The organism is Hymenobacter radiodurans (genome assembly GCF_004355185.1).
Taxonomy (GTDB): Bacteria; Bacteroidota; Bacteroidia; order Cytophagales; family Hymenobacteraceae; genus Hymenobacter; species Hymenobacter radiodurans.
Genome location: NZ_CP037922.1, coordinates 2,893,025 through 2,911,778 on the forward strand (window position 1 = coordinate 2,893,025; position 18,754 = coordinate 2,911,778).

16 protein-coding genes are annotated in these 18,754 nt (G+C 52.7%); 6 read left to right on the forward strand and 10 right to left on the reverse strand.

Translation table 11 applies throughout. The features are described 5' to 3' along the window. Window positions 1-22 precede the first annotated feature (22 nt). A complete protein-coding gene (locus EPD59_RS13485; protein WP_133273243.1) occupies window positions 23-241 on the reverse strand; it encodes a PspC domain-containing protein in 219 nt (72 codons plus the stop codon). Between the two features lie 250 nt (window positions 242-491). Between EPD59_RS13485 and EPD59_RS13490 the strand changes: the two genes are divergently transcribed. Together EPD59_RS13490 and EPD59_RS13495 are read left to right on the forward strand one after the other, a co-directional pair. Continuing rightward, window positions 492-2,219: a tetratricopeptide repeat protein gene (locus EPD59_RS13490; protein ID WP_165963592.1), complete on the forward strand. Its 1,728-nt coding sequence runs from the start codon at window positions 492-494 to the stop codon at window positions 2,217-2,219. Window positions 2,220-2,372: 153 nt separating this feature from the next. Continuing rightward, on the forward strand, window positions 2,373-3,356 hold the full coding sequence (locus tag EPD59_RS13495; RefSeq protein WP_133273245.1) for a pyruvate dehydrogenase complex E1 component subunit beta: 984 nt from the start codon (window positions 2,373-2,375) through the stop codon (window positions 3,354-3,356). Between the two features lie 68 nt (window positions 3,357-3,424). Here the strand turns inward: EPD59_RS13495 and EPD59_RS13500 are convergent, their stop codons facing one another. After that, on the reverse strand, window positions 3,425-4,585 hold the full coding sequence (locus EPD59_RS13500) for a hypothetical protein (protein WP_133273246.1): 1,161 nt from the start codon (window positions 4,583-4,585) through the stop codon (window positions 3,425-3,427). An 8-nt stretch (window positions 4,586-4,593) separates the two neighbouring features. Then, window positions 4,594-4,818, reverse strand: a complete 225-nt coding sequence (locus EPD59_RS13505) for a hypothetical protein (RefSeq protein WP_133273247.1) — start codon at window positions 4,816-4,818, stop codon at window positions 4,594-4,596. 154 nt (window positions 4,819-4,972) lie between these two features. Between EPD59_RS13505 and EPD59_RS13510 the strand changes: the two genes are divergently transcribed. After that, on the forward strand, window positions 4,973-5,608 hold the full coding sequence (locus EPD59_RS13510; protein WP_133273248.1) for a DinB family protein: 636 nt from the start codon (window positions 4,973-4,975) through the stop codon (window positions 5,606-5,608). Here the strand turns inward: EPD59_RS13510 and EPD59_RS13515 are convergent. The 5 genes from EPD59_RS13515 to EPD59_RS21920 all read right to left on the reverse strand — a co-directional run bounded on the left by EPD59_RS13515 (window position 5,559) and on the right by EPD59_RS21920 (window position 10,647). After that, window positions 5,559-6,011: an acyl-CoA thioesterase gene (locus tag EPD59_RS13515; RefSeq protein WP_133273249.1), complete on the reverse strand. Its 453-nt coding sequence runs from the start codon at window positions 6,009-6,011 to the stop codon at window positions 5,559-5,561. The genes EPD59_RS13510 and EPD59_RS13515 overlap by 50 nt on opposite strands. 191 nt (window positions 6,012-6,202) lie before the next feature. Continuing rightward, the gene (locus EPD59_RS21905) at window positions 6,203-6,538 is read right to left on the reverse strand and encodes a hypothetical protein (protein WP_205703403.1); all 336 of its coding nucleotides are present in this window, start codon (window positions 6,536-6,538) and stop codon (window positions 6,203-6,205) included. Between the two features lie 83 nt (window positions 6,539-6,621). Next, entirely contained in the window at window positions 6,622-7,494 is an 873-nt protein-coding gene (locus tag EPD59_RS21910; RefSeq protein ID WP_205703404.1) for a RagB/SusD family nutrient uptake outer membrane protein, read from the reverse strand. 91 nt (window positions 7,495-7,585) lie between these two features. Continuing rightward, entirely contained in the window at window positions 7,586-9,265 is a 1,680-nt protein-coding gene (locus EPD59_RS21915) for a SusC/RagA family TonB-linked outer membrane protein (protein WP_394347199.1), read from the reverse strand. Window positions 9,266-9,318: 53 nt separating this feature from the next. After that, window positions 9,319-10,647, reverse strand: a complete 1,329-nt coding sequence (locus EPD59_RS21920) for a TonB-dependent receptor plug domain-containing protein (protein WP_205703405.1) — start codon at window positions 10,645-10,647, stop codon at window positions 9,319-9,321. Between the two features lie 193 nt (window positions 10,648-10,840). Here EPD59_RS21920 and EPD59_RS13530 point away from each other — a divergent pair, with 193 nt between their 5' ends. Continuing rightward, entirely contained in the window at window positions 10,841-12,046 is a 1,206-nt protein-coding gene (locus tag EPD59_RS13530) for an anhydro-N-acetylmuramic acid kinase (protein WP_133273250.1), read from the forward strand. A gap of 19 nt (window positions 12,047-12,065) precedes the next feature. Here the strand turns inward: EPD59_RS13530 and EPD59_RS13535 are convergent, their stop codons facing one another. Further along, window positions 12,066-12,815 (reverse strand): class I SAM-dependent methyltransferase, encoded by a 750-nt coding sequence (locus EPD59_RS13535; RefSeq protein ID WP_133273251.1) that lies wholly within the window; start codon window positions 12,813-12,815, stop codon window positions 12,066-12,068. A 330-nt stretch (window positions 12,816-13,145) separates the two neighbouring features. Next, window positions 13,146-13,382 carry a hypothetical protein gene (locus tag EPD59_RS21640; RefSeq protein ID WP_165963593.1) on the reverse strand — a complete coding sequence of 79 codons (237 nt, stop codon included), beginning with the start codon at window positions 13,380-13,382 and terminating at the stop codon, window positions 13,146-13,148. A 330-nt stretch (window positions 13,383-13,712) separates the two neighbouring features. Here EPD59_RS21640 and EPD59_RS13540 point away from each other — a divergent pair, with 330 nt between their 5' ends. Together EPD59_RS13540 and EPD59_RS13545 are read left to right on the forward strand one after the other, a co-directional pair. Beyond that, window positions 13,713-14,099: a hypothetical protein gene (locus EPD59_RS13540; protein WP_133273252.1), complete on the forward strand. Its 387-nt coding sequence runs from the start codon at window positions 13,713-13,715 to the stop codon at window positions 14,097-14,099. A 448-nt stretch (window positions 14,100-14,547) separates the two neighbouring features. Continuing rightward, window positions 14,548-18,696, forward strand: coding sequence for a T9SS type A sorting domain-containing protein (locus EPD59_RS13545; RefSeq protein ID WP_133273253.1), 4,149 nt, complete (start codon window positions 14,548-14,550; stop codon window positions 18,694-18,696). Window positions 18,697-18,754: the final 58 nt, after the last annotated feature.

An 18,754-nucleotide genomic window follows, 5' to 3' on the forward strand; every position in this document is an offset into this window, starting at 1 on the left:
GGGAAAAAGGCTATTTTCCGATCTACAAATCCCAGACGGTACTCCGCTGCCGTCGCAGCGCACGACGCACATTCATCCAGAAAGCCAGCGCAAAGTATAATACTACCGGCGATCCGAAAGTAAAAAACGAAGCATAGATAAATGATAGCCGCACGCTGCTGGTGGAGAAGCCCAGCCGGTTCCCCAAGGCATTGCAGACCCCGAAGCTCTGCTTTTCGATGAAGTCGGTTAATTTTCTCATTACACCTCAGTATGAAGCCCTTACACAGGCTATGATTGGTCAAAATAACGATAAAAGCACCGAATATCAAGATCAGTGCTGTAACTAGAAGCAATTTTAGCCGGCAAAACCGAGTTTTGCCTTAGTTGCTTCGATTCGATAACCTGGCTTTTCGCCCTTAAATAGCTCTATGAAAGATGCTTTGCGCTCACTTCTACCAGTTCTGGTCTGCCTGACGACCGTAGCACTACCGGCTTGTACGCTACCGCGGATGTTAAAGGTTGCGCAGGAAGGTCAGGAAGTGCGAGTGCAGCCGGCAGTGCTGGAAAGCAATGGTGAAAACGTGCTGTTTGAAGTAACCGCCCGCGTACCCGCCAAGCACTTACGCAAAGGCAAAGCCTATAATCTGGACCTCAGCTACAGCTACGATAATGGGTTACAGCAGGACACGCTGGGTCGCATCACCTTTATATCTGGGGAGTATGTGTATGATGAGCAGGATAAAAATAAGCTGGTCATCACGAAGCAGTTTGCGTTTCCCTACACACCGCGCAAGAACCCTGGCACGCTGATCGCCCGGCCCGATGCCCGGCGCCTCAAGCCGGGGGGCAAAATGGTGAAAGGCAATGAGCTTCCGCTAGCTCGGGGCATCGTGACTACTGCCCGCCTCGTCGTACGTCAGGATTCGACCCTGCATGTGCTACCCGAAACGGCCAGCAACGACCGTAGCGGCACGCGCGTGCTGCCTTTTTTCTTTGATGTCGGTAAGTCGGCTATCCGCAATTATCTGGGCACTAACGTGGTCGCGCTGGAAGACTTTATCGACTCCAACCAGCGCACCGAGCGGGTCATGATTGTGGCCGGCCACTCGCCCGACTCCCTCGATGCTCACGATCCGCGCCTAGCGGATAAGCGGGTGCAGGCGCTGGCAAAGTACTACAAGCAGCGCGTCGATGGCTTTTCGTATCTGAACTCGGTGCGCAACATTGTATTTGAAACGCAGGCGTATCGCCAACGCTGGGATTTATTTCTGAGTAAAGTGCAGGAGTCAGCACTCAAGCCTGAGCAGATAGATTCCGTCGTACAGATTGTGAATGATACGCGGGGTTCATTTGCACAGAAAGAGAAGCGGCTGCACACCTTATCCTTCTATGATTACCTCGAAGACTACGTTTACCCGGTTCTGCGCTTTGGCACAGTAGCCGTGCAGTACACGGCCCCGCCCCGCTACGACTCCGAGGTTTATCTGCTTTCTAAGAAGATCGTTGAAAAGGCAGCCGAGGCTGACGCGCTCACCCCAGAAGAACTGCGTTACTCTGCTACGCTCACGCCCCTGCTAGCCGAGAAACAGCGTATTTATGAAACAGCGGTAGCCACCACAGGACGTTGGGAGGCTTATTACAACTTGGCTGCGGTGCTTTTACAGCGCTCCAAAAAAGAAATAACCGACAAATCGCGGCGGGCCTACCAGCGCCGCGCCGCTACCTATTTTACGTTGGCTGCCCATCGCAACCCCACGGCTGAGCTGTTCTTTCGGGTGGCCACGGCTTATCACCGCGCCGGAGATAAATTAGAGGCGCTCCAGAGCTACGATTACGCCATCAAGCTTGGAGGGCCGCGCCCCGTACTGGAGAAGGTTTTTGCAGATAAAGCGGCGCTGGAAATTGAAATTGGTCAGCTCGATGACGCCTTGCGCAGCCTCAGCTTCAGCGGCAAATCCTACCAAAACACTATGAATCTGGCGCTGATCTATCTGATCAAGCAGAACTACGACGGAGCTACAACCTTATACCAGGAAGCTTTATCGATCAAACCTGATGATGCGATGGCGTATTACTGCCTAGCCGTAGTGGCGGCCCGCGCCCGCAACGAGAGCCTTCTAGGGGAACGGCTACGACAGGCCGTAGCGCTGGATCGAGCCTATGCCCAGCGGGCCGTGGAAGATTTGGAATTTAGTAGCTATACGAATTCCAAGACGTTTTTAGAGGCGCTGCGGTAAAGCTTTGATGAGATAGAATGCATTGCTTCTAATTAGGAGCCTCGTTCTTATATCCTTCATTTGCCCCGGCGCCCTATGCGTTGTAGCTTTACGGGCCGGTGTAGCGCCGGCTTTTCTGTTTTTGACCTCTCGATTTCGTTAACCAGAATAACTATGCGGACCATCCAATTCCGGGAAGCCCTGCGCGAAGCCATGTCTGAAGAAATGCGTCGCGACCCGCGCGTGTTCCTGATGGGCGAAGAAGTAGCCGAATACAACGGCGCCTATAAAGTAAGCCAGGGCATGCTCGACGAGTTCGGTGCCGAGCGCGTCATTGATACGCCCATCGCTGAGTTGGGCTTTGCCGGCATCGGCGTAGGCGCGGCCATGAACGGCTTGTTGCCTATCATCGAGTTCATGACCTTCAACTTCTCGCTGGTTGCCATCGACCAGGTCATCAACTCAGCAGCTAAGATGTACTCGATGTCTGGGGGGCAATATTCTATTCCGATCGTGTTCCGCGGGCCAACGGGCAGCGCCGGTATGCTATCCAGCCAACACTCGCAGAATTTTGAGAACTGGTTTGCCAATACTCCCGGCCTGAAAGTGGTAGTGCCCAGCAACCCCTACGATGCGAAAGGCTTGCTGAAAAGCGCCATTCGCGACGCTGACCCCGTGATTTTTATGGAGTCGGAGCAGATGTACGGCGACAAAGGCGAAGTGCCTGAGGAAGAATACCTACTGGAAATCGGTAAGGCGAATATCGTTCGGCCCGGCACCAGCGTTACCATCGTGAGCTTCGGCAAAATGATGAAAATCGCTTTGGCCGCTGCCGATGAGCTGGCTAAAGAAGGCATCGAAGCTGAAGTTATCGACCTGCGCTCCGTGCGCCCCATCGATTACGATACGCTGATAGAGTCAGTTAAGAAGACTAATCGCATCGTTATTGTGGAGGAAGCTTGGCCGCTGGCCAGCATCAGCTCCGAGCTAACCTACACCATTCAGCGCCGCGCCTTCGATTACCTCGATGCACCCGTTATCCGCATCACCTGCATGGACGTGCCCCTGCCCTACGCGCCTACCCTCATTGAGGCGTCGTTGCCTAATGTAGAGCGCACAGTAAAAGCCGTGAAGGAAGTTATGTATCAGAAAGCTTAGTCCGTCTTTACTGTTTTTTAGAAAAAAGCCCCCCAACATCTGTTGGGGGGCTTTTTTGTGTATTTTCCTTAATAAAGCAGCTTTTCAACACAGCCAGGACAGATTGTTTGCCCTACCGTCTCCGATAACCACCAACAGCCCGCTACCCATAGCACTAGCCCAAGCGCAGTTAGTACACCAACTGCCGGCCGCGCACGCAACCGCAGCCACCACTCGACGGGCGAGAACAGGAAGGCGACTATGCAGAGCAAAAGCAGGTGTAGCGGCAGCAAAAAACGGTTCTCCATTGCAACAGGAATAGCCGCAACGCAAGGCAACAAAAGCGCTAGCAATACCAAATAGTGTTGTGAGCGTAACTGCTTGGGGCGGATAGTTGTGAGGGCCAGCGCTATCAGCACATAGTTTAGCAGCTTTAGATGAAGTGATTCAGGGCTGTCTGCCGTCAGCCGGTAAGGAGTTGGAAACCGGATATCCAGCCCATTGAACAGGTGGCGGCCGTAGCGCAGAAGAAAATCGACGGGCTGCTGAGCTACCGATTGTATATACTGCGCATACGATGTGTATTCGCGTTGCTTCAACCGCTCAAACAGCCTCACGCCCGATTCATCGGCGTAAGGCAAGGCGCTGGGATAAGCTAGAGCGCCGTTAAATAGCTGCACGCGTGTTCCCCAGGCAAGCTGATTCAAGTAAAATGATTCTGTCTGGCCTGGTATGCGAGCAAGAGTCAGGGGCGTATTCTCTTGAAAATGAATGCGGTTGATGGCCCACTGCGGACCGAGAGTGAGGGCCATGCCGACAATGAGGGCGCTCCAGCGCCAGCCGTTGGCGCGGGGTGAGTGCCGCCGGCTCCACCACACTGCCAGACCCAGAAACGGCAGCAAGCTCACCAGATACACCGGTCGCATATTAAAGGTGGCCGCCATACTTAGACCAGCCACCAACCACGCCAGCAGCCCCGGTCGGCTTAGCAACCACAGGCTCAGCAGCAATGTACCCAGCGCCGGCATATCGGTGAGCGTAAAACTGAAAAAGTCTCGCCAGAAAAGAAAGCCCAGCAACACCAACAGAAGCCAGCGACAAGCCGCAATCTGACGACCAGTGATGCTTGTCCATACACCCGGAATGAGGAAGCCGAACAATACAGAGGCCCACACGGAGCCTAGCATCTTGGCGGCAGTCAGCATGGAGCAATCGGTAAAAAAGCGAAACGCCAGCGCCGGAAACATCATCAGCGGCCCTACATAGCCCGAAGTGGATCGTCGTAATACAGCAGTGAAAATGACTGATGCTGGCGCTGAAACTTCACCGCCATTACCCAATATTGGACAGCGTCGTGCTGCAGATTGCCACCCTGAAAGTCGTTGAAAGGCAGGTATATTAGGTATAGAATCCAAACAAAAGCCATTCGCCACCCAACCGCCAGCGGCGTACTCAGGAAATCTCGCACGTTATTCCAACTCATGGTTTAATCGTAGGCTGTGCACACGGTGCTACTGTATCGCTCGACTCTAGCCTCTAACGAATAGTGGAGGACTTACTTGGGGGGCAGATTTTGCGTACCTTTTGCCAAAGCTACGCCGCTGAGCGACACATTCCCTTCCCGCGCACTTGCAACCATGAATCACCGTTTGAACATCCGTTTTGAGCAGCTTGAACGCGCTACCAATCAACTCTTAGCGCAGGTAGAATTGCTGGGCGAGCGAGCGAGTACCTCGCCGGGACCCGGGCAATGGTCAGCAGTGCAAGTGGTGCACCATCTGTTGGTCGCCGAAACAGGTATCAATCAATATATCGACAAGAAGCTGGCCCAAACAGAGGACCTGGAGGAAGCTGGGGTAGGCGCATTTTTCCGGGCAAGCTTGCTGCGCCTGTTATTACGCCTACCTTTTTTACGCTTTAAGTCTCCCTCCAGGCTTAAAGCCCTAACTCCAGACGAAGTGCCGACCCTGTCCGTGCTCCAAGCCGAGTGGGAAACCGTGCGCCGCCATTTAGAGCGAACCCTGAATGAATTTCCCTCCAAGCTGCTGAACCGCGCTATTTTCAAACACCCTCGGTCCGGCATGCTCACCATTTATCAAACGCTGGATTTTATGGTAGATCATGTGTTGCACCACCAGCGCCAGATTAGCCGGATTGCGCATGCCGTGGCGCTCCTCCCGCCGCCCTCGCGGTGGGCCATAATGCGAATCAGCCTACCTAGCGTTACTCTTTCTTCTCGCGCACGATGTCGGCGTAGGTCTCGTGGCGGCTGATGTGCTCGAAGGCTGCTACTATTTCAGCGGGCGGCACCGTGAGCTTGCGCTGCTGCAAATCGAGCCAAGCACCATCGACAGTTACGGTGGCGGCTAACCGGCCATCGGCTTTGTAAATACTATGAAGTATGCGCCAGCGGCTACCGTTGGCGTTCAAGCCAGCCAGTTCGGCCGTCACCCGAATGGTTTCGCTCATGCCGATTTCTTTCAGAAAACGGGTGTCTTCGCGAAACAGAATAGGCCCAATGCGTAATTCAGCGAAGCGGCGCATAGTAAACCCCTGATCGGCGAGAAAGTCGAGGCGAACCTGAGCGGCGTAATCGGTATAAGCAGAGTGACGCATGTGCACATTGGGGTCCATATCGGCCCAGCGTACGGTGAAGGTTTTTTCGTAAATAGACATTCAGGTGTAGTTGTAACGGGGTTTTGGTTGACTCGTTTGGGCAAATTAGGTGCTTTTTGGTTGGCCTCGGTAATGACCTGCCCCAAGGGCATCGCACCGATAACCTGCTCACTAGTGCTGGGTTCAAGAAATCAAGAAAAAAGCCCCCAACATAGCTTTGGGGGGCTTTTTTAAAAACGATATCCGGCAAGCTAGATGGCCGGGTCGGCGGGCACGTTGGGATTGGTCAAACGCTCCTGTTGCGGATACGGGTAAAAATTTCGGTTGCGCTCGGCCGAAGCAGGCGGTGTGCCGGTGGTGGGCGGCGCCGGACGACCAAACCGACGGCTATCGGGCAGACGCAAACCCGTCAGATATAGCTCCGCGCTGCGCTGCCGATAGATTTCCAGCAGCAGTGCATCGGCGGTTACGGGGCCACTATAAGCCGGCAAATCGGCGCCCACGCCGTATAGATCGGCGCCGGGAGCCTGGGTGCGCACGGCGTTGATGTCCTGCACGGCCGCCGTCAGACTACCACCACTGCGCACCAGTGCCTCGGCCCTGCTCAGGCGAATCTCATCGGGCAGATAGGCTGGGATACTGGTATTAATGGTAGCAAAAAAGCCAGTTACTACCGGCTGGGGGCATTATTGATGGTTTCCTGACCAATATAAAAAGCCACCCGCGCATCGTTGGGATAAGCCAGCGCGGCCGGCAGCCCGAAGCCCGTCAGCTCGCGGGGCCGAAAGTTGCGCGCTACCACCGCCGACTGATAGATCGGGTTGGGGTTTTGATTATTGAACTGGAAAACGGAGCGCTTAGTCAGATCGATAGAGTTGGCAGCGGCCAGCGTAGCGGAGTAAGTACCGGCTTGCAGCGTGTAGCGCACCTGGTAGGCCTTGATGGTATTGGCCAAATCGAAGGTCGAGCCCAGTACTTTCGCATTAAAATCGGCGGAGGGCGGCGTGGCGGTGATGAGTTGCTGAGCCTCGTCGAGCAGGCGAATGGCTTCGGCTAGGAGCTGTTCGCGGGGCACAAACGTGGCCGCTGGCCCACCCTGCCTGCTGGTGGTAAGCGGCGCCTGCTCAAAGTATTGCGACAGTGTGCCCAAGGCAATTGCCCGAAACAGATTGGCGTGAGCCAACACGGCGTCGCGGGTAGCAGGGTCGGCGCTAAGGACGGTGGGGGCGCTAGCTGTCAAATCTTCCGCCATACCGGCCACCCGCAGCAGCCGCGACCAGAGGTTAGTTACGTTGGCGTTGTTGTTGGGCAAGTCGGCGCCGCCGGCTTCCACTTCCAGCACGTTGGTAAAGGTTGAAATGCCCCGTAGCTCACGGGCCGTAGCACCGGGCGTCAGAATAACGGCTTCCAGCGCGCTGTTGGCATAAAACTGACGCATCCCGACGCTCAGGGCGAGCAGCCCGTCGCGGGTAGTCAGCACCTCGGCTTCGGTGGGGTTGTTTGGGTTTGGCAAATCCAGGTCGCAGCCGGGAGCAAGCAGCAAAAGCCCCCACAAAAGGCGAGCGTAGCCAAACGGCTTTTATATGATTTCATAGTAGTGAAGGCTAGATGAAAAATGAGGCGCGCCGACTAGGTTAAAAAGTAGCGCTCAGACCTAGGGTGAGGGTGCGCGGAATCGGCACCTCCACGAAGTCGAAGTTGCGTACCACGGTGCTTTGGCCAGCGGCATTTACCTCGGGGTCGTAGCCGCTATAGTCGGTGAAGACGAGCAGGTTACGACCTGTCAGGCTGGCCCGGATATTCTGCAAACCCAAAAACTTAGGAGTGAGCGTGTACGATACCGATGCTTCGCGCAGCTTCACATAGGAGCCGTCCTCAATGTATTCCTCAAAAATGCCAAACAGCACGGCGCTCGTGCCTTTGGGCACCTCGCCGCGCAACTCGGGCTCGTAGCCTGCCAGGCCGCCATACAGGTCGCGCTCACCTACGCGCCGCGTGAAGTTGAACACATCGAAGCCCTGCACCGCGTCGAATTGCAGCCGGAAGCTCAGTTTGCCAGCCACCGTTACTTCATTGATAAGCGAGGCGAGATAATCTGGGTTGGGGTCGCCGATAACCTTACTCAGCACGGAGCCCCGGGGCTGACCTTCGGGCGTACGCTGGGGCACGCCATTTACGCCTAGCTCTCGCTGGGGAAAGCCGGTGGGCGTCAGCAGCAACGAGCCATCGGGGTTGCGGGCGTAATAGGTGCTATAAAACACGCCCACGGGCTCGCCATTCACAGCAGCTACTTGTCCGAAACCACCCGCAAATGGGAGAATGCCATTGCCTTCAATGCCGTTTACCTCGTTGCGGTTGCGGGTATAGGTAGCAGTTACGTTCCAAACTACTTTCTCCTTTTGCAATGGCACTGCCCGCAACAGCACTTCCACGCCTTTATTAGTCATGGTGCCTACGTTTTGTAGGCCGGTGAGAAAGCCAGTACTAGGCTCAAACGTACGGTTGAGCAGAAGATCATTAATCTTCTTATTATAATAGGTGGCTTCCAGACCTAGGCGGCCACCTAAAAATCCGGCGTCGAAGCCTAGCTCAATTTCCTCTTGCCGCTCTGGGCCCAACCGGGGGTCACCGAGCTGTCCCGGCCGAAACACGCCCAAAAGACCACCAACGCTTGAGGGTACATAGTTAGTTTGCTTGTCGTAGGCCCCGATAGCAGTCAGATTGCCTGATTGGCCATAGGAAGCGCGCAGCTTGAGCGTGGGCACATAATTAGTGAGGGCGCCATTTTTCCAGAACCCTTCCTCCGATAACAGATAGGAAGCACTGCCTTTATAATAGGTTTGCCAATTAGCATCGTCGTTGAGCCTGTCATAAAACGGCGAGGCGGCATCGACGCGCACCGCGCCCGTCAGATACAGACGCTGCCCTAGCCCGAAGGTTTGTTGAGCAAAGTAGCCTTCAATTCGGCGCTCCGTCCGGTTTTCCGATGCCACAGACACACCATTGTTGATAGTTTGCCCCCCAATGCCCAGTTGCTGAGCAGTGAGACTGGTACTCTGCACCTGATCGTATTGCCAGGTAGCGCCTACACTCGTCGTCGACTCCAGCCACTCCGTAAAGTTGCGACGGTAGCCCAGCGTCACATCATTATTATACTGGAACACGGTACGGTCGGCGCGGCGCGCGAAACCAGTAGCATAGTCGGGAGTAGTGTTGCCAGGCGGAATAAAGGCCGTACCGAGTTGGGTATAAGAATCGACCCCAAATACATAATCAGCCGTGAAGCCTTCGAAGGGAGTCAGGTTCAGCTGCACATCACCGATAATGCGGGAAGTGCGCTGGCGAAAATCGAAGCGGTTGATGGCCTCTAGCGGATTGGTGCGGGTGAGGTTGCTGGGGCTAGTGCTGGGATAAACGCCCGTAACGGGGTTGGGGCAGGATTTACGAAGTTATTGCTGAAGATGAATCCCGTAAGAGCGCCGTAGGCAGTCACAAGACCGCCATTCGGAATTTCGCGGCTGTCGCTGAGCGTATAATTGCCCCCCACCGACAAGCTAGCCCAGTTAGTCAGCGTTTGCTGGAGGCGCAAACGTCCCGTTTTGCGGTCGAAGTCAGTGGCATCTACAATGCCTTGGTTCTTGAAATACGAACCCGAAAAGAAGTAGCGCGTGGCCTGGCTACCCCCAGATACGGAGACGTAATTATCGGTACCAACGGCGGTGCGGAAAATTTGATCCTGATAGTCATAGCGCTCCGCTGGCACCTGTGTTAGGTCAGTAGCGACGGTGTTGGTGAAGCGAAATGGATAGGTGTTTACGTCCAGCGTCTTGCGAATTTTGGATACAATAAAATTGCTTGACACCGTGACAGAGGGCTTGCCTTCTTTGCCGCGCTTGGTAAAAATCTGGACGACGCCATTGGAAGCCCGCGAGCCGTAGATGGCCGCTGCCGCCGCACCTTTAATAATCTCGATGCGGTCGATGTCGGCCGGATTCAGGTCGACGAGGCGGTTTTGGGCGTAACCGCCTAAGTCCAGTAGTTCCGGCGAGTCGTTGTTAACGATAACACCATCAATGATATATAGTGGATCGGAGCTACCAACCACGGTGCTGGTGCCGCGCAACCGCACCGAAATGCCCCCCGCCGGATTGCCGGAGTTCTGCGACACCTGAGCGCCGGCCACCTTGCCCTGTAAGGCCTGATCGATCTGGACGGCGGCACCCTGCGTTAGCTCCCGCGCATTTACCGTGCTGATGGCATTGCCAAGCTGTTGTTTGCTGGTGGCTACGGAGTTACCGGTTACTACTACTTCCTTCAGCCCTACCAAGTCCTCGCGCAGCGTAGCATCCGCAGTTATCTGAGTTTCGGTGCCTAGGGTCAGCGGCTGCGCAATGTTGGCGTAGCCTACTGAGCTGATGGCCATTTGGTAAGTGCCAGGCCGAACAGATGCACGTAGCTCATAGGTGCCATCGGCACCGGTAGCCGTGGCCAGTACTGTATTGGCGATGCGCACGGTGGCACCGGGCACGCCGGCACTTCCATTAGCATCAGTTACGCGGCCTCGAATTGTATAGGCAACATTCTGAGCCCATGCTGCCGAGCTACTAAGTATCAGCAGCAGAAACCCTAGCCAGGCAACAGTTGTGCTGCCAAACTGCCGAAACCGATTGGCTCCGGGTGAGTACAGGTGTACCATAAAAGGGGGTTTGGTGAAAAGGAAAAATTGAGAAAGCCTCGAAGTAGGTATAGGTAAGATAGCGTCTACTGCCGACACTTAGCATTTTACACCGAAGATTTTAGGCTTATTCCAGTTGAAGCAGACCATTGAACCTTGTTCCTGCCAATCTTAATTTGGACTCCCTAAATGTTTGCCGCACTTTTACCCACCTATGAACTCCAATCTGCACCACCTCTTTACGATTGCCCAAAAGCCCCAGCGGCGGATCATCGGCCTGATGTCGGGTACCTCGCTTGATGGACTTGATATAGCCCTGTGCCGGTTTGAAGGCAGCGGACCGGCAACCCAGGTGCAGGTTGAACAGTTTGCCACGGTGCCCTACGCTGAGTCGGTGAAAGCCGAAATAAGGCGGGTATTTGCCAAGAGTACTATCGACTTTGAGCATTTGTGCCTTCTCAACCCCTGGATAGCGCTGCTGCACGCTGATATGGTGCTAGACTGCCTCCGTACCTGGAAAATTGCCCCCCAGGAAGTGGATTGTATCGCCAGTCACGGTCAAACGGTATTTCACGCCCCCAAAAGCCAGCACGGCAAACCAGATTTTCCAAACGCCACGCTTCAAATTGGTGATGGCGACCATGTGGCCGTACGCACTGGCATTCTGACAATTAGCGACTTTCGTCAAAAGCACGTGGCCGCTGGGGGCGAAGGCGCGCCGCTGGCCGTGTACGGCGACTATCTATTGTTCTCCAAAGCTGGGGAAGACCGCATCCTACTCAATATGGGCGGCATCGCCAACTTCACTTTTCTGCCCGGCTCCCTTGATGTAGGCGCGATGTTCTCGACCGACGTTGGTCCCGGAAATACGCTGCTCGACGCCTTCACCCAGCTTTATTTCCCCGACAAAAGCTATGACGTTGACGGCGCCATCGCAGCCCAAGGTCAGGTACACGAACCGCTCCTACGCGCATTGCTCGACCATCCATTTTTCGCCGCAGACTTCCCAAAAACAACTGGCCCTGAGTTATTTAGTCGCGATTACGTAGTGCAGGCCCAGCAACGCAGTGGCTCCGCTGGCCTCTCCCCTGCCGATCTGCTGGCCACACTCGTCGAATTTAGCGCAGCGGGCATTGTAAGGGCTATTCGACGCTGCTTTCCAACCTCCGATGCACCGCTGACAGTTTATGCCAGCGGTGGTGGTATGCACAATCCCGTGCTTATGAATACGTTGCGTCTCCAACTTCCGAACTGCCGTTTTCTTACTACTCACGACTTAGGTATTCATCCCGACGCGAAAGAAGCTGTGCTGTTTGCCGTGCTTGCAAATGAAAGCCTAGCCGGAAGCAACGCTCCGCTCGGTAACAGCCGACCAGGTATTCCGGCGGTATCGATGGGCAAAATTTCGTTTGCGAAGTAGCTGCTGTTTGCTGTATTAATTACTGGTTTACTTCGTGCGCACCGGCGTTTAGCGTCAGGCAGGCCAGATACTGCTGCTGATCATCCTCTGCAATGATTTCTAACTCGAAGCCGGCTTCTTCGGCATAATCCTGCAGAATGCTGGCTTCCACAAAAAGCCACGGAAAAGGCGCGCCCCTTTCGCCCTCATACGTCATGGCGTAATCTATCTCGCCGTAATAAGGACCGTTCAAATCAATGAGCAGTGCGCCCTCTTCGTCTTCATATAGATAGGCGACGTCCGATGATGTGGCTAAAATTTGCCCCCCAGGTGCCAGAAAACTGCGCGCGTGCTTTAGAAAACGCGCCAAGCCTTCGAGTGTGCCCACCAAGCCTAAGCCATTCATCAGCATCAGTATGGTATCGAACTGCTCGCCGGTAGCCGGAATGTCAAAGAGGTTGTGATGGGCTACCTCGCGCACGCCTCGTTCCACCATCACCTGCACCGCGCCAGCCGATACGTCGAGGGCGCGCACCGAAAATCCTCGGTTTTGTAATTCTAATGCGTGTGCTCCCGCACCGGCTCCTAAGTCCAACACTCTGCCTCGACATTCCTCCAGAGCACGGCGCTCTAATTCAGGCATTTCCCAAAGCGACCGAAAAAAATAACTAGCGGGCAAAGGCTCATCTTCGCTCACATTGGTGTGCACCGTAAGCGTAGCAGATTTATCGCCGCGCAAATACGCAGTTAATGCGCGACCTAGCGGATCAGAGTTAGCGGAAGACGTCATAAGTTGATGATACGCGCAGTTGCTCTAAGGAGATATAAATTATTTACAAGCTGCAACACACTTTAGCGGGCCGAAATCGGGATAAATCAGCAGCTAGCTATGTTTGCTTTTTTATTAACACGAGTGGAAATTCAGCTTTATTTTTACTGATATTTCAGAAATCTGAATAGTGTAAGGGCATAACTATCAGTGAAATTTCATCGTTTTCAGAGCCTTGCTTATTATTTTATTGCAACGAAAAACTCTTGTATAACGATGAAAATTTATGAAAGAAGCCCCGGTCTAGCTGAAAGACCGGGGCTTCTTAATTCTATACGATTAACGGCGTAATTACTCAGCCGTAGCCTCTTTACGTGGGCGTCCACGACGGCCGCCGGTTCCAGTGCCAGCAGCGCGGGGCTTGCGCTCTTTGCGCTCTGGGGTATAAGAAGGATCCAGCAACGCATTGGTTTCGCTGATAAGGCTGGTTAGCTTTTCCATATTCTTACGAACCTGGGCTAATACCATCTCATTGTCTTCTGCATTTTGGAGAAGTTGCTGTAGTTTGTTTAAATCTGCTGCGGCCATTTTAGGAGAATTTGAAAGAGGAATAAATTAATTTCTTAGGCAAAAGAAAACATTAAATACGACACCAACAAAAAATAAAATTAATGCCACTGCTTTCCTACGAGTAGCTATTGATAAAGGATACATTATTCTTCAATAGGTGAGATATGACGCTATAAGTTAGTTATCAACTATACTTAATGTCGAAAATAAATAATCAGTCATCTAAGATTTCAAGTTAATTTTCTGGTGCCTAAGATTCGTTGCAAATACGATATTCATGTATCAATATCGCATCCTTGCCTTCCCGGTTTGCGTTGAAATGACTACACCACTTTCATTTTTCCTATTATGGCCAGCAACCTTGATTACCTGAATCCGGCGCTTATTCCACTCGAAGAAAAAGTCAAAGCCTATTTGGAAGCCGAGGAAGAACTGGAAAAGGCTCAGATAGAGGCTCGTTCGCTGGCAACCACCAATTTGCCCCCCACTGCCGACGGCTTCGAGCAACGCCCACCCACCGGTAGCTTCGATCAGCAATCGGATGAACTGCAGCAGCGCCTCAACAACATGATCACTGACTTAGATCTGCTTCGTCAAGAGATTATTGAGCTTTTACCCGTCCGCGACGAATTTGTAAAAGTTAATCTGGGCTATGGCCCCAGCCGCGTGGGTGCCTTCACCGTTCCGAGCGCCCCTGGTACCGAAACTAAGTATCATCTTCGGGTAATTCATTAGTCACGAAGTAGCGAGCGCAAAAAAGCCCCCAGGTATATCTGGGGGGCTTTTTTGCGCTCGCTACTTCGTGGGACACAAGAAAATGAGGAACAAAAAAAGGCCCCGCTTAGCGAGGCCCCTTTCCACAACCAAAACACCTAAAAAAACTATTCTTTCGGATATGTTTTAAGCAAGCATCGGGCCAGAAACAGCCGTCTTTTCATTTTCTCTAATTACTTATTTTAAAATATCATGTAATAAATTATGAATTGAATTATTAAATCATTCATAATTTCTGGGAGTAAAATTAAGGATATAAGTTTCTTTAGAATATTTTATACTGACCTGGAAGGCAAGCGATTACCAGAACAAATATCCAGCATTTTTCCAGCAAAATGCAATTTAAGGCCATTTTTCGGAACCTTCTTTGCTCTAATTAAAAATCAATTCAACTATTCTTTTATCGTTCATGAAAACAACTCTTACCCCCTTCAACAGTCGGTCGGATACTGTTCGAAAGCTATTACGAATAGCTAGTGCGTCACTATTCCTATTATCGTTTGGGCAGCGAGCACAAGCACAGTTTCCACGAGTAGAGTCATTTAAGAATGGCACTGCTAACGGTTTTGACTTGTTTGGTACTGCTATCCTTACAGGTACTGGCACCACTGGCGGTACTGGCTATCTGCGCCTCACTGATGCGGTCGGTAATCAAGCTGGAACAGCTATTGACCAAGGCGCATTCCCTGCTCCCCAAGGATTCAGTATTTCTTTTGAGTTCTTTTCCTACGGCAAAACCTCTACTACTGGTGCTGATGGGTTTAGCGTCTACTTGATTGATGGTAACACTAGCACGTTCCGTATTGGTGCCGATGGCGGCTCCCTCGGTTACGCACAGCGTGTTAGAGATGCTAACGCACCCACCGTTATAACCCCGGGCGTATCAAATGGCTACGTGGGCATCGGCATCGATGAGTTTGGCAACTTTTCTAATGCCAGCGAAGGCCGTTCAGGTGGTTTAGTTGCTAGTGGCCTTACCGCCAATGCCATTACCATTCGTGGTAAGGGTAATGGAACGGCTGCAACAGAATACCCATACCTTGCTAGCAGTGGTCAGTTAGGTTTCGACTTGGACGTAGCGACAGCGCGAGCACAGGAGACAAGCGGAGATTACCGCCGTGCTTTCATTGATTTTATTCCTTTCACCAATACGAATGGCACAACGGCTTATCGCATTACGGTTCGCATTCAGCACGGCACATCGGTAACCACTGCTTTAAGCAATATTGAGTTACCGCCTCCGCCACCCACTCTCCGTATCGGTTTTTCGGGTTCTACTGGTGGCTCAAACAACGTGCATGAGATTCGCAACCTAGCTATTGTGCGCCCAACCATCGCCAATAATGATCGGTTTGGCACACGCTACGGAACTGCGGCTTCGTTCGACCTAACTACCAACGATGAAGCACCCGGTAGCAGCCTAGATCGGGCTACTGTAGATTTGAACCCTGCTACTTCTGCTGTTGAGCAAACCTTAACTGTTGCAGGTAAAGGCACTTTCACCGTAAACGCACAAGGAGTCGTCACCTTTAGCGCCCTCAATACCTTTGCAGGCGTCGTCACTATTCCTTATACCATCCGTGACATTCTAGGCACTCTCTCTAATCAAGCCACCATTACGGTAGACGTTAGCGGAGCCGACTTAGCAAGTAGCGTCAGCGGTCCAACTACTGCTAACCCAAATTCTCAAGTAACATATTCAGTTAGCACTACCAATCTTGGTCTGGAAACAGCTAATAATGTTGTTCCTACGCTGCGGCTGCCTTCAACTGCAACTGGTGTTAGCCTACCTGCAGGTGCTACGATTGCAACTGTGGGCAGCGAACGGGTTATTACTTTTGCCTCAGTAGCTAGCTTGGCCCCCAACGCTCCGGCAATCGTTAATGCTGTAACCTTTACGATGCCCGGAACTGGTAGTATTGTCGGTACAGCAGGCGCCACTTCTAGCGTACCAGACCCAACTTTGGCTAATAATACGGCTACTGTTACCACGGTTGTCAGCGGCATAGCCAACGTTGCTACTGGCTGTGCTACGCCTGGCAAGGACGGCCCTGCTACGCTTTCGAGCACTACGATACCTAATACCTACTTCCCTGGCTCAGCTTCTGTAGCAGCAGGTGCCACTTCTATTACAGTAGGGTCATCCACTGGTAGTACAACACCTATTACAAAAGGTGACCTGCTGCTTATCATGCAAATGCAGGGTGCGCAGATTCAATTAGATAATGATAATGATTACGGGAGTAACGGTAACGGTGGAACTGGAAACCTCTCTACAAACTATACAGCTGGCACTTATGAATATGCAATAGCTGCTAATGACGTAGCTGTTGGAGGAGGTAATCTCCAATTAGCTACTGGCCTAGCTAATGCTTACCAAGATGCCAACTTTACCGAACCAGCCGGAAACATCACTACTGGAAGTGGGCAACGTCGGTTCCAAGTAATACGTGTTCCTCAATACTCGGCTGTAACTATTAATGGCACAGTCAATGGTTCTGAATGGAATGGCACGACTGGTGGAGTATTAGTTTTAGATGTGGCAGGACGGACAACTTTTGGTACAAATGGAAGGCTAGACATGAATGGCCGTGGGTACCGAGGAGGTGGAGGTGTGCGATACACTGGCACTACCACTGGCTACACAAATACTGACTACAGAAACGTAGCTTCAACTTCTACTACTGGTGCACATGGTGCAAAAGGAGAAGGCATAGTAGGTACTCCACTATATGTTAACAATAACGGTTCAGTATCAAGTACCGGTGTCGATGGCTATCCACGAGGCAGCGTTGGACGAGGAGCGCCTGGTAACGCTGGCGGAGGATCAACCGCTGGTTTAACTACTTCAAACAGTTATGAAACTGGCGGCGGCGGCGGCGGCAACGGCGGCGCCGGTGGAGGCGGTGGTGATTTTCTTGACCGTGCTCCTAACCCCGACGACGACTACCCAACAGGAGGTAGCGCTGGCTCAAGCGCTGGTTCAGCTGCGTCTGGCCGACTATTTATGGGCGGCGGTGGTGGTGCCGGTAGCACTAATTCAACTACTGCTTCATTAAGCAGTGGTGCTGATGGGGGAGGAATTATTATCCTTCGTACCGGATCTGTATCAGGAACAGGCTCAATTACAGCAGATGGAGATAATGGCAATGCACTAACCAATGATGGCGCTGGAGGCGGTGGTGCAGGAGGTGCATTATTAGTAGTATCACAATCAACTGCTAATTTCGCTACTCTAACTGTTCGTGCTGATGGTGGCAACGGTGGCAGTCCAACCTCTACCAATTCAAATCTTCGCTATGGCGGCGGCGGTGGCGGCGGTGGCGGTCTGATTTATACGAATGGCGATTTTGGAACTGCTACTGCGGCACGCGGCGACTATGGTGTTTCAGTAAGCAACGGCACTAACTATCAGAATGGCGCTGAAAATGGTGTTGCAGGTTCCGTTAATGAGAATCAGACTAATATTCCCGCTGGTATCTCCAGTACTACTGGCTGCTTGCCTGCTCTTACGGTAGCTTTAAGCACTTCAACTCCTAATGTTACACGTAGTGGTGCTACCGTAAATCCTGCTACTTACGCACTTGTTGTATCAAACACGGGTGGAGCAGCAACAGGTGTAAGCGTAGAAACGAATCTAACCGCTAACCTCTTCAATTATGACAACACAGTAGCTCCCACTGTGACGCTAACTCTGGCTGATGGCAGTTCTTCGCCCTATACAGGCTACACTGCTCCAATTGGCAGCTCAAGCGCGCCAACATTCAGCAATCTGGCTATTCCGGCCGGCGCTACGCTCAGAATTTCCTTCCGGGCTACTATTGCCAGTACTGCTGTTAATAACACGGCTTATCAGGCTTCTGCAACTGTTCGGTTCCTTGATCCTACCCGCACTGTAGCTACGAGCCAAGTATCACCAGCTGGTACCTTCGCAGGTGGTGGTACGGCTGGAGGTCAGAACTACTTGACAACAACTAGCACAGCTGAAGATGTTACGATTGTCCGTCCGTTGCCTGTGGAGCTAAAGCAGTTTACTGCTACGGCCGTGCGCCAGGATGCTCAACTTAACTGGGCTACGGCTTCGGAGCTGAACAATGACCGCTTCGTGGTAGAGCGCTCACTCGATGGCTTGACCTTCAGCACTATTGGCACGGTACGCGGCAAAGGCACTAGCACGCAGCAGTCGAAATACAGCTTCACGGATGCTGGCGCGGCTCGCTTTGGTACGCTTATCTACTATCGTCTGAAGCAGTTGGACTTCGATGGAACAGCAACGTTCAGCCCAGTGCGGACTGTAAAATTTGTTGATGCGATCAAAGTAGATGTATCGGTGTACCCCAACCCAACACAGGGCGGTGCTACGCTTGACTTGACTGGCTTACCTGCTGGTACCTACCAAGTGCAGTTACTCGATCTGACAGGTCGCAGCCTACAAATCCTTACCCTCGCTGGTCAGCAAGAACACCCGCTGCAAGTGCAGGCGCTACCTCATGGCTCCTACATTGTGCGAGTGCGCGGAGAAGCTGTGAATGTGGCCCTGCCTTTGGTTCGCAACTAAATCGAGGTTCAAGTTCATTAGGCAATAAAAAGCCCCCGAATGCTCGGGGGCTTTTTAT

Bases quoted from the DNA above. Each gene is read 5' to 3' on its own strand.
- EPD59_RS13485 (WP_133273243.1), bottom strand. From the start codon at position 241: ATGAGAAAATTAACCGACTTCATCGAAAAGCAGAGCTTCGGGGTCTGC.
- EPD59_RS13490 (WP_165963592.1), top strand. From the start codon at position 492: ATGTTAAAGGTTGCGCAGGAAGGTCAGGAAGTGCGAGTGCAGCCGGCA.
- EPD59_RS13495 (WP_133273245.1), top strand. From the start codon at position 2,373: ATGCGGACCATCCAATTCCGGGAAGCCCTGCGCGAAGCCATGTCTGAA.
- EPD59_RS13500 (WP_133273246.1), bottom strand. From the start codon at position 4,585: ATGATGTTTCCGGCGCTGGCGTTTCGCTTTTTTACCGATTGCTCCATG.
- EPD59_RS13505 (WP_133273247.1), bottom strand. From the start codon at position 4,818: ATGAGTTGGAATAACGTGCGAGATTTCCTGAGTACGCCGCTGGCGGTT.
- EPD59_RS13510 (WP_133273248.1), top strand. From the start codon at position 4,973: ATGAATCACCGTTTGAACATCCGTTTTGAGCAGCTTGAACGCGCTACC.
- EPD59_RS13515 (WP_133273249.1), bottom strand. From the start codon at position 6,011: ATGTCTATTTACGAAAAAACCTTCACCGTACGCTGGGCCGATATGGAC.
- EPD59_RS21920 (WP_205703405.1), bottom strand. From the start codon at position 10,647: ATGGTACACCTGTACTCACCCGGAGCCAATCGGTTTCGGCAGTTTGGC.
- EPD59_RS13530 (WP_133273250.1), top strand. From the start codon at position 10,841: ATGAACTCCAATCTGCACCACCTCTTTACGATTGCCCAAAAGCCCCAG.
- EPD59_RS13535 (WP_133273251.1), bottom strand. From the start codon at position 12,815: ATGACGTCTTCCGCTAACTCTGATCCGCTAGGTCGCGCATTAACTGCG.
- EPD59_RS21640 (WP_165963593.1), bottom strand. From the start codon at position 13,382: ATGGCCGCAGCAGATTTAAACAAACTACAGCAACTTCTCCAAAATGCA.
- EPD59_RS13540 (WP_133273252.1), top strand. From the start codon at position 13,713: ATGGCCAGCAACCTTGATTACCTGAATCCGGCGCTTATTCCACTCGAA.
- EPD59_RS13545 (WP_133273253.1), top strand. From the start codon at position 14,548: ATGAAAACAACTCTTACCCCCTTCAACAGTCGGTCGGATACTGTTCGA.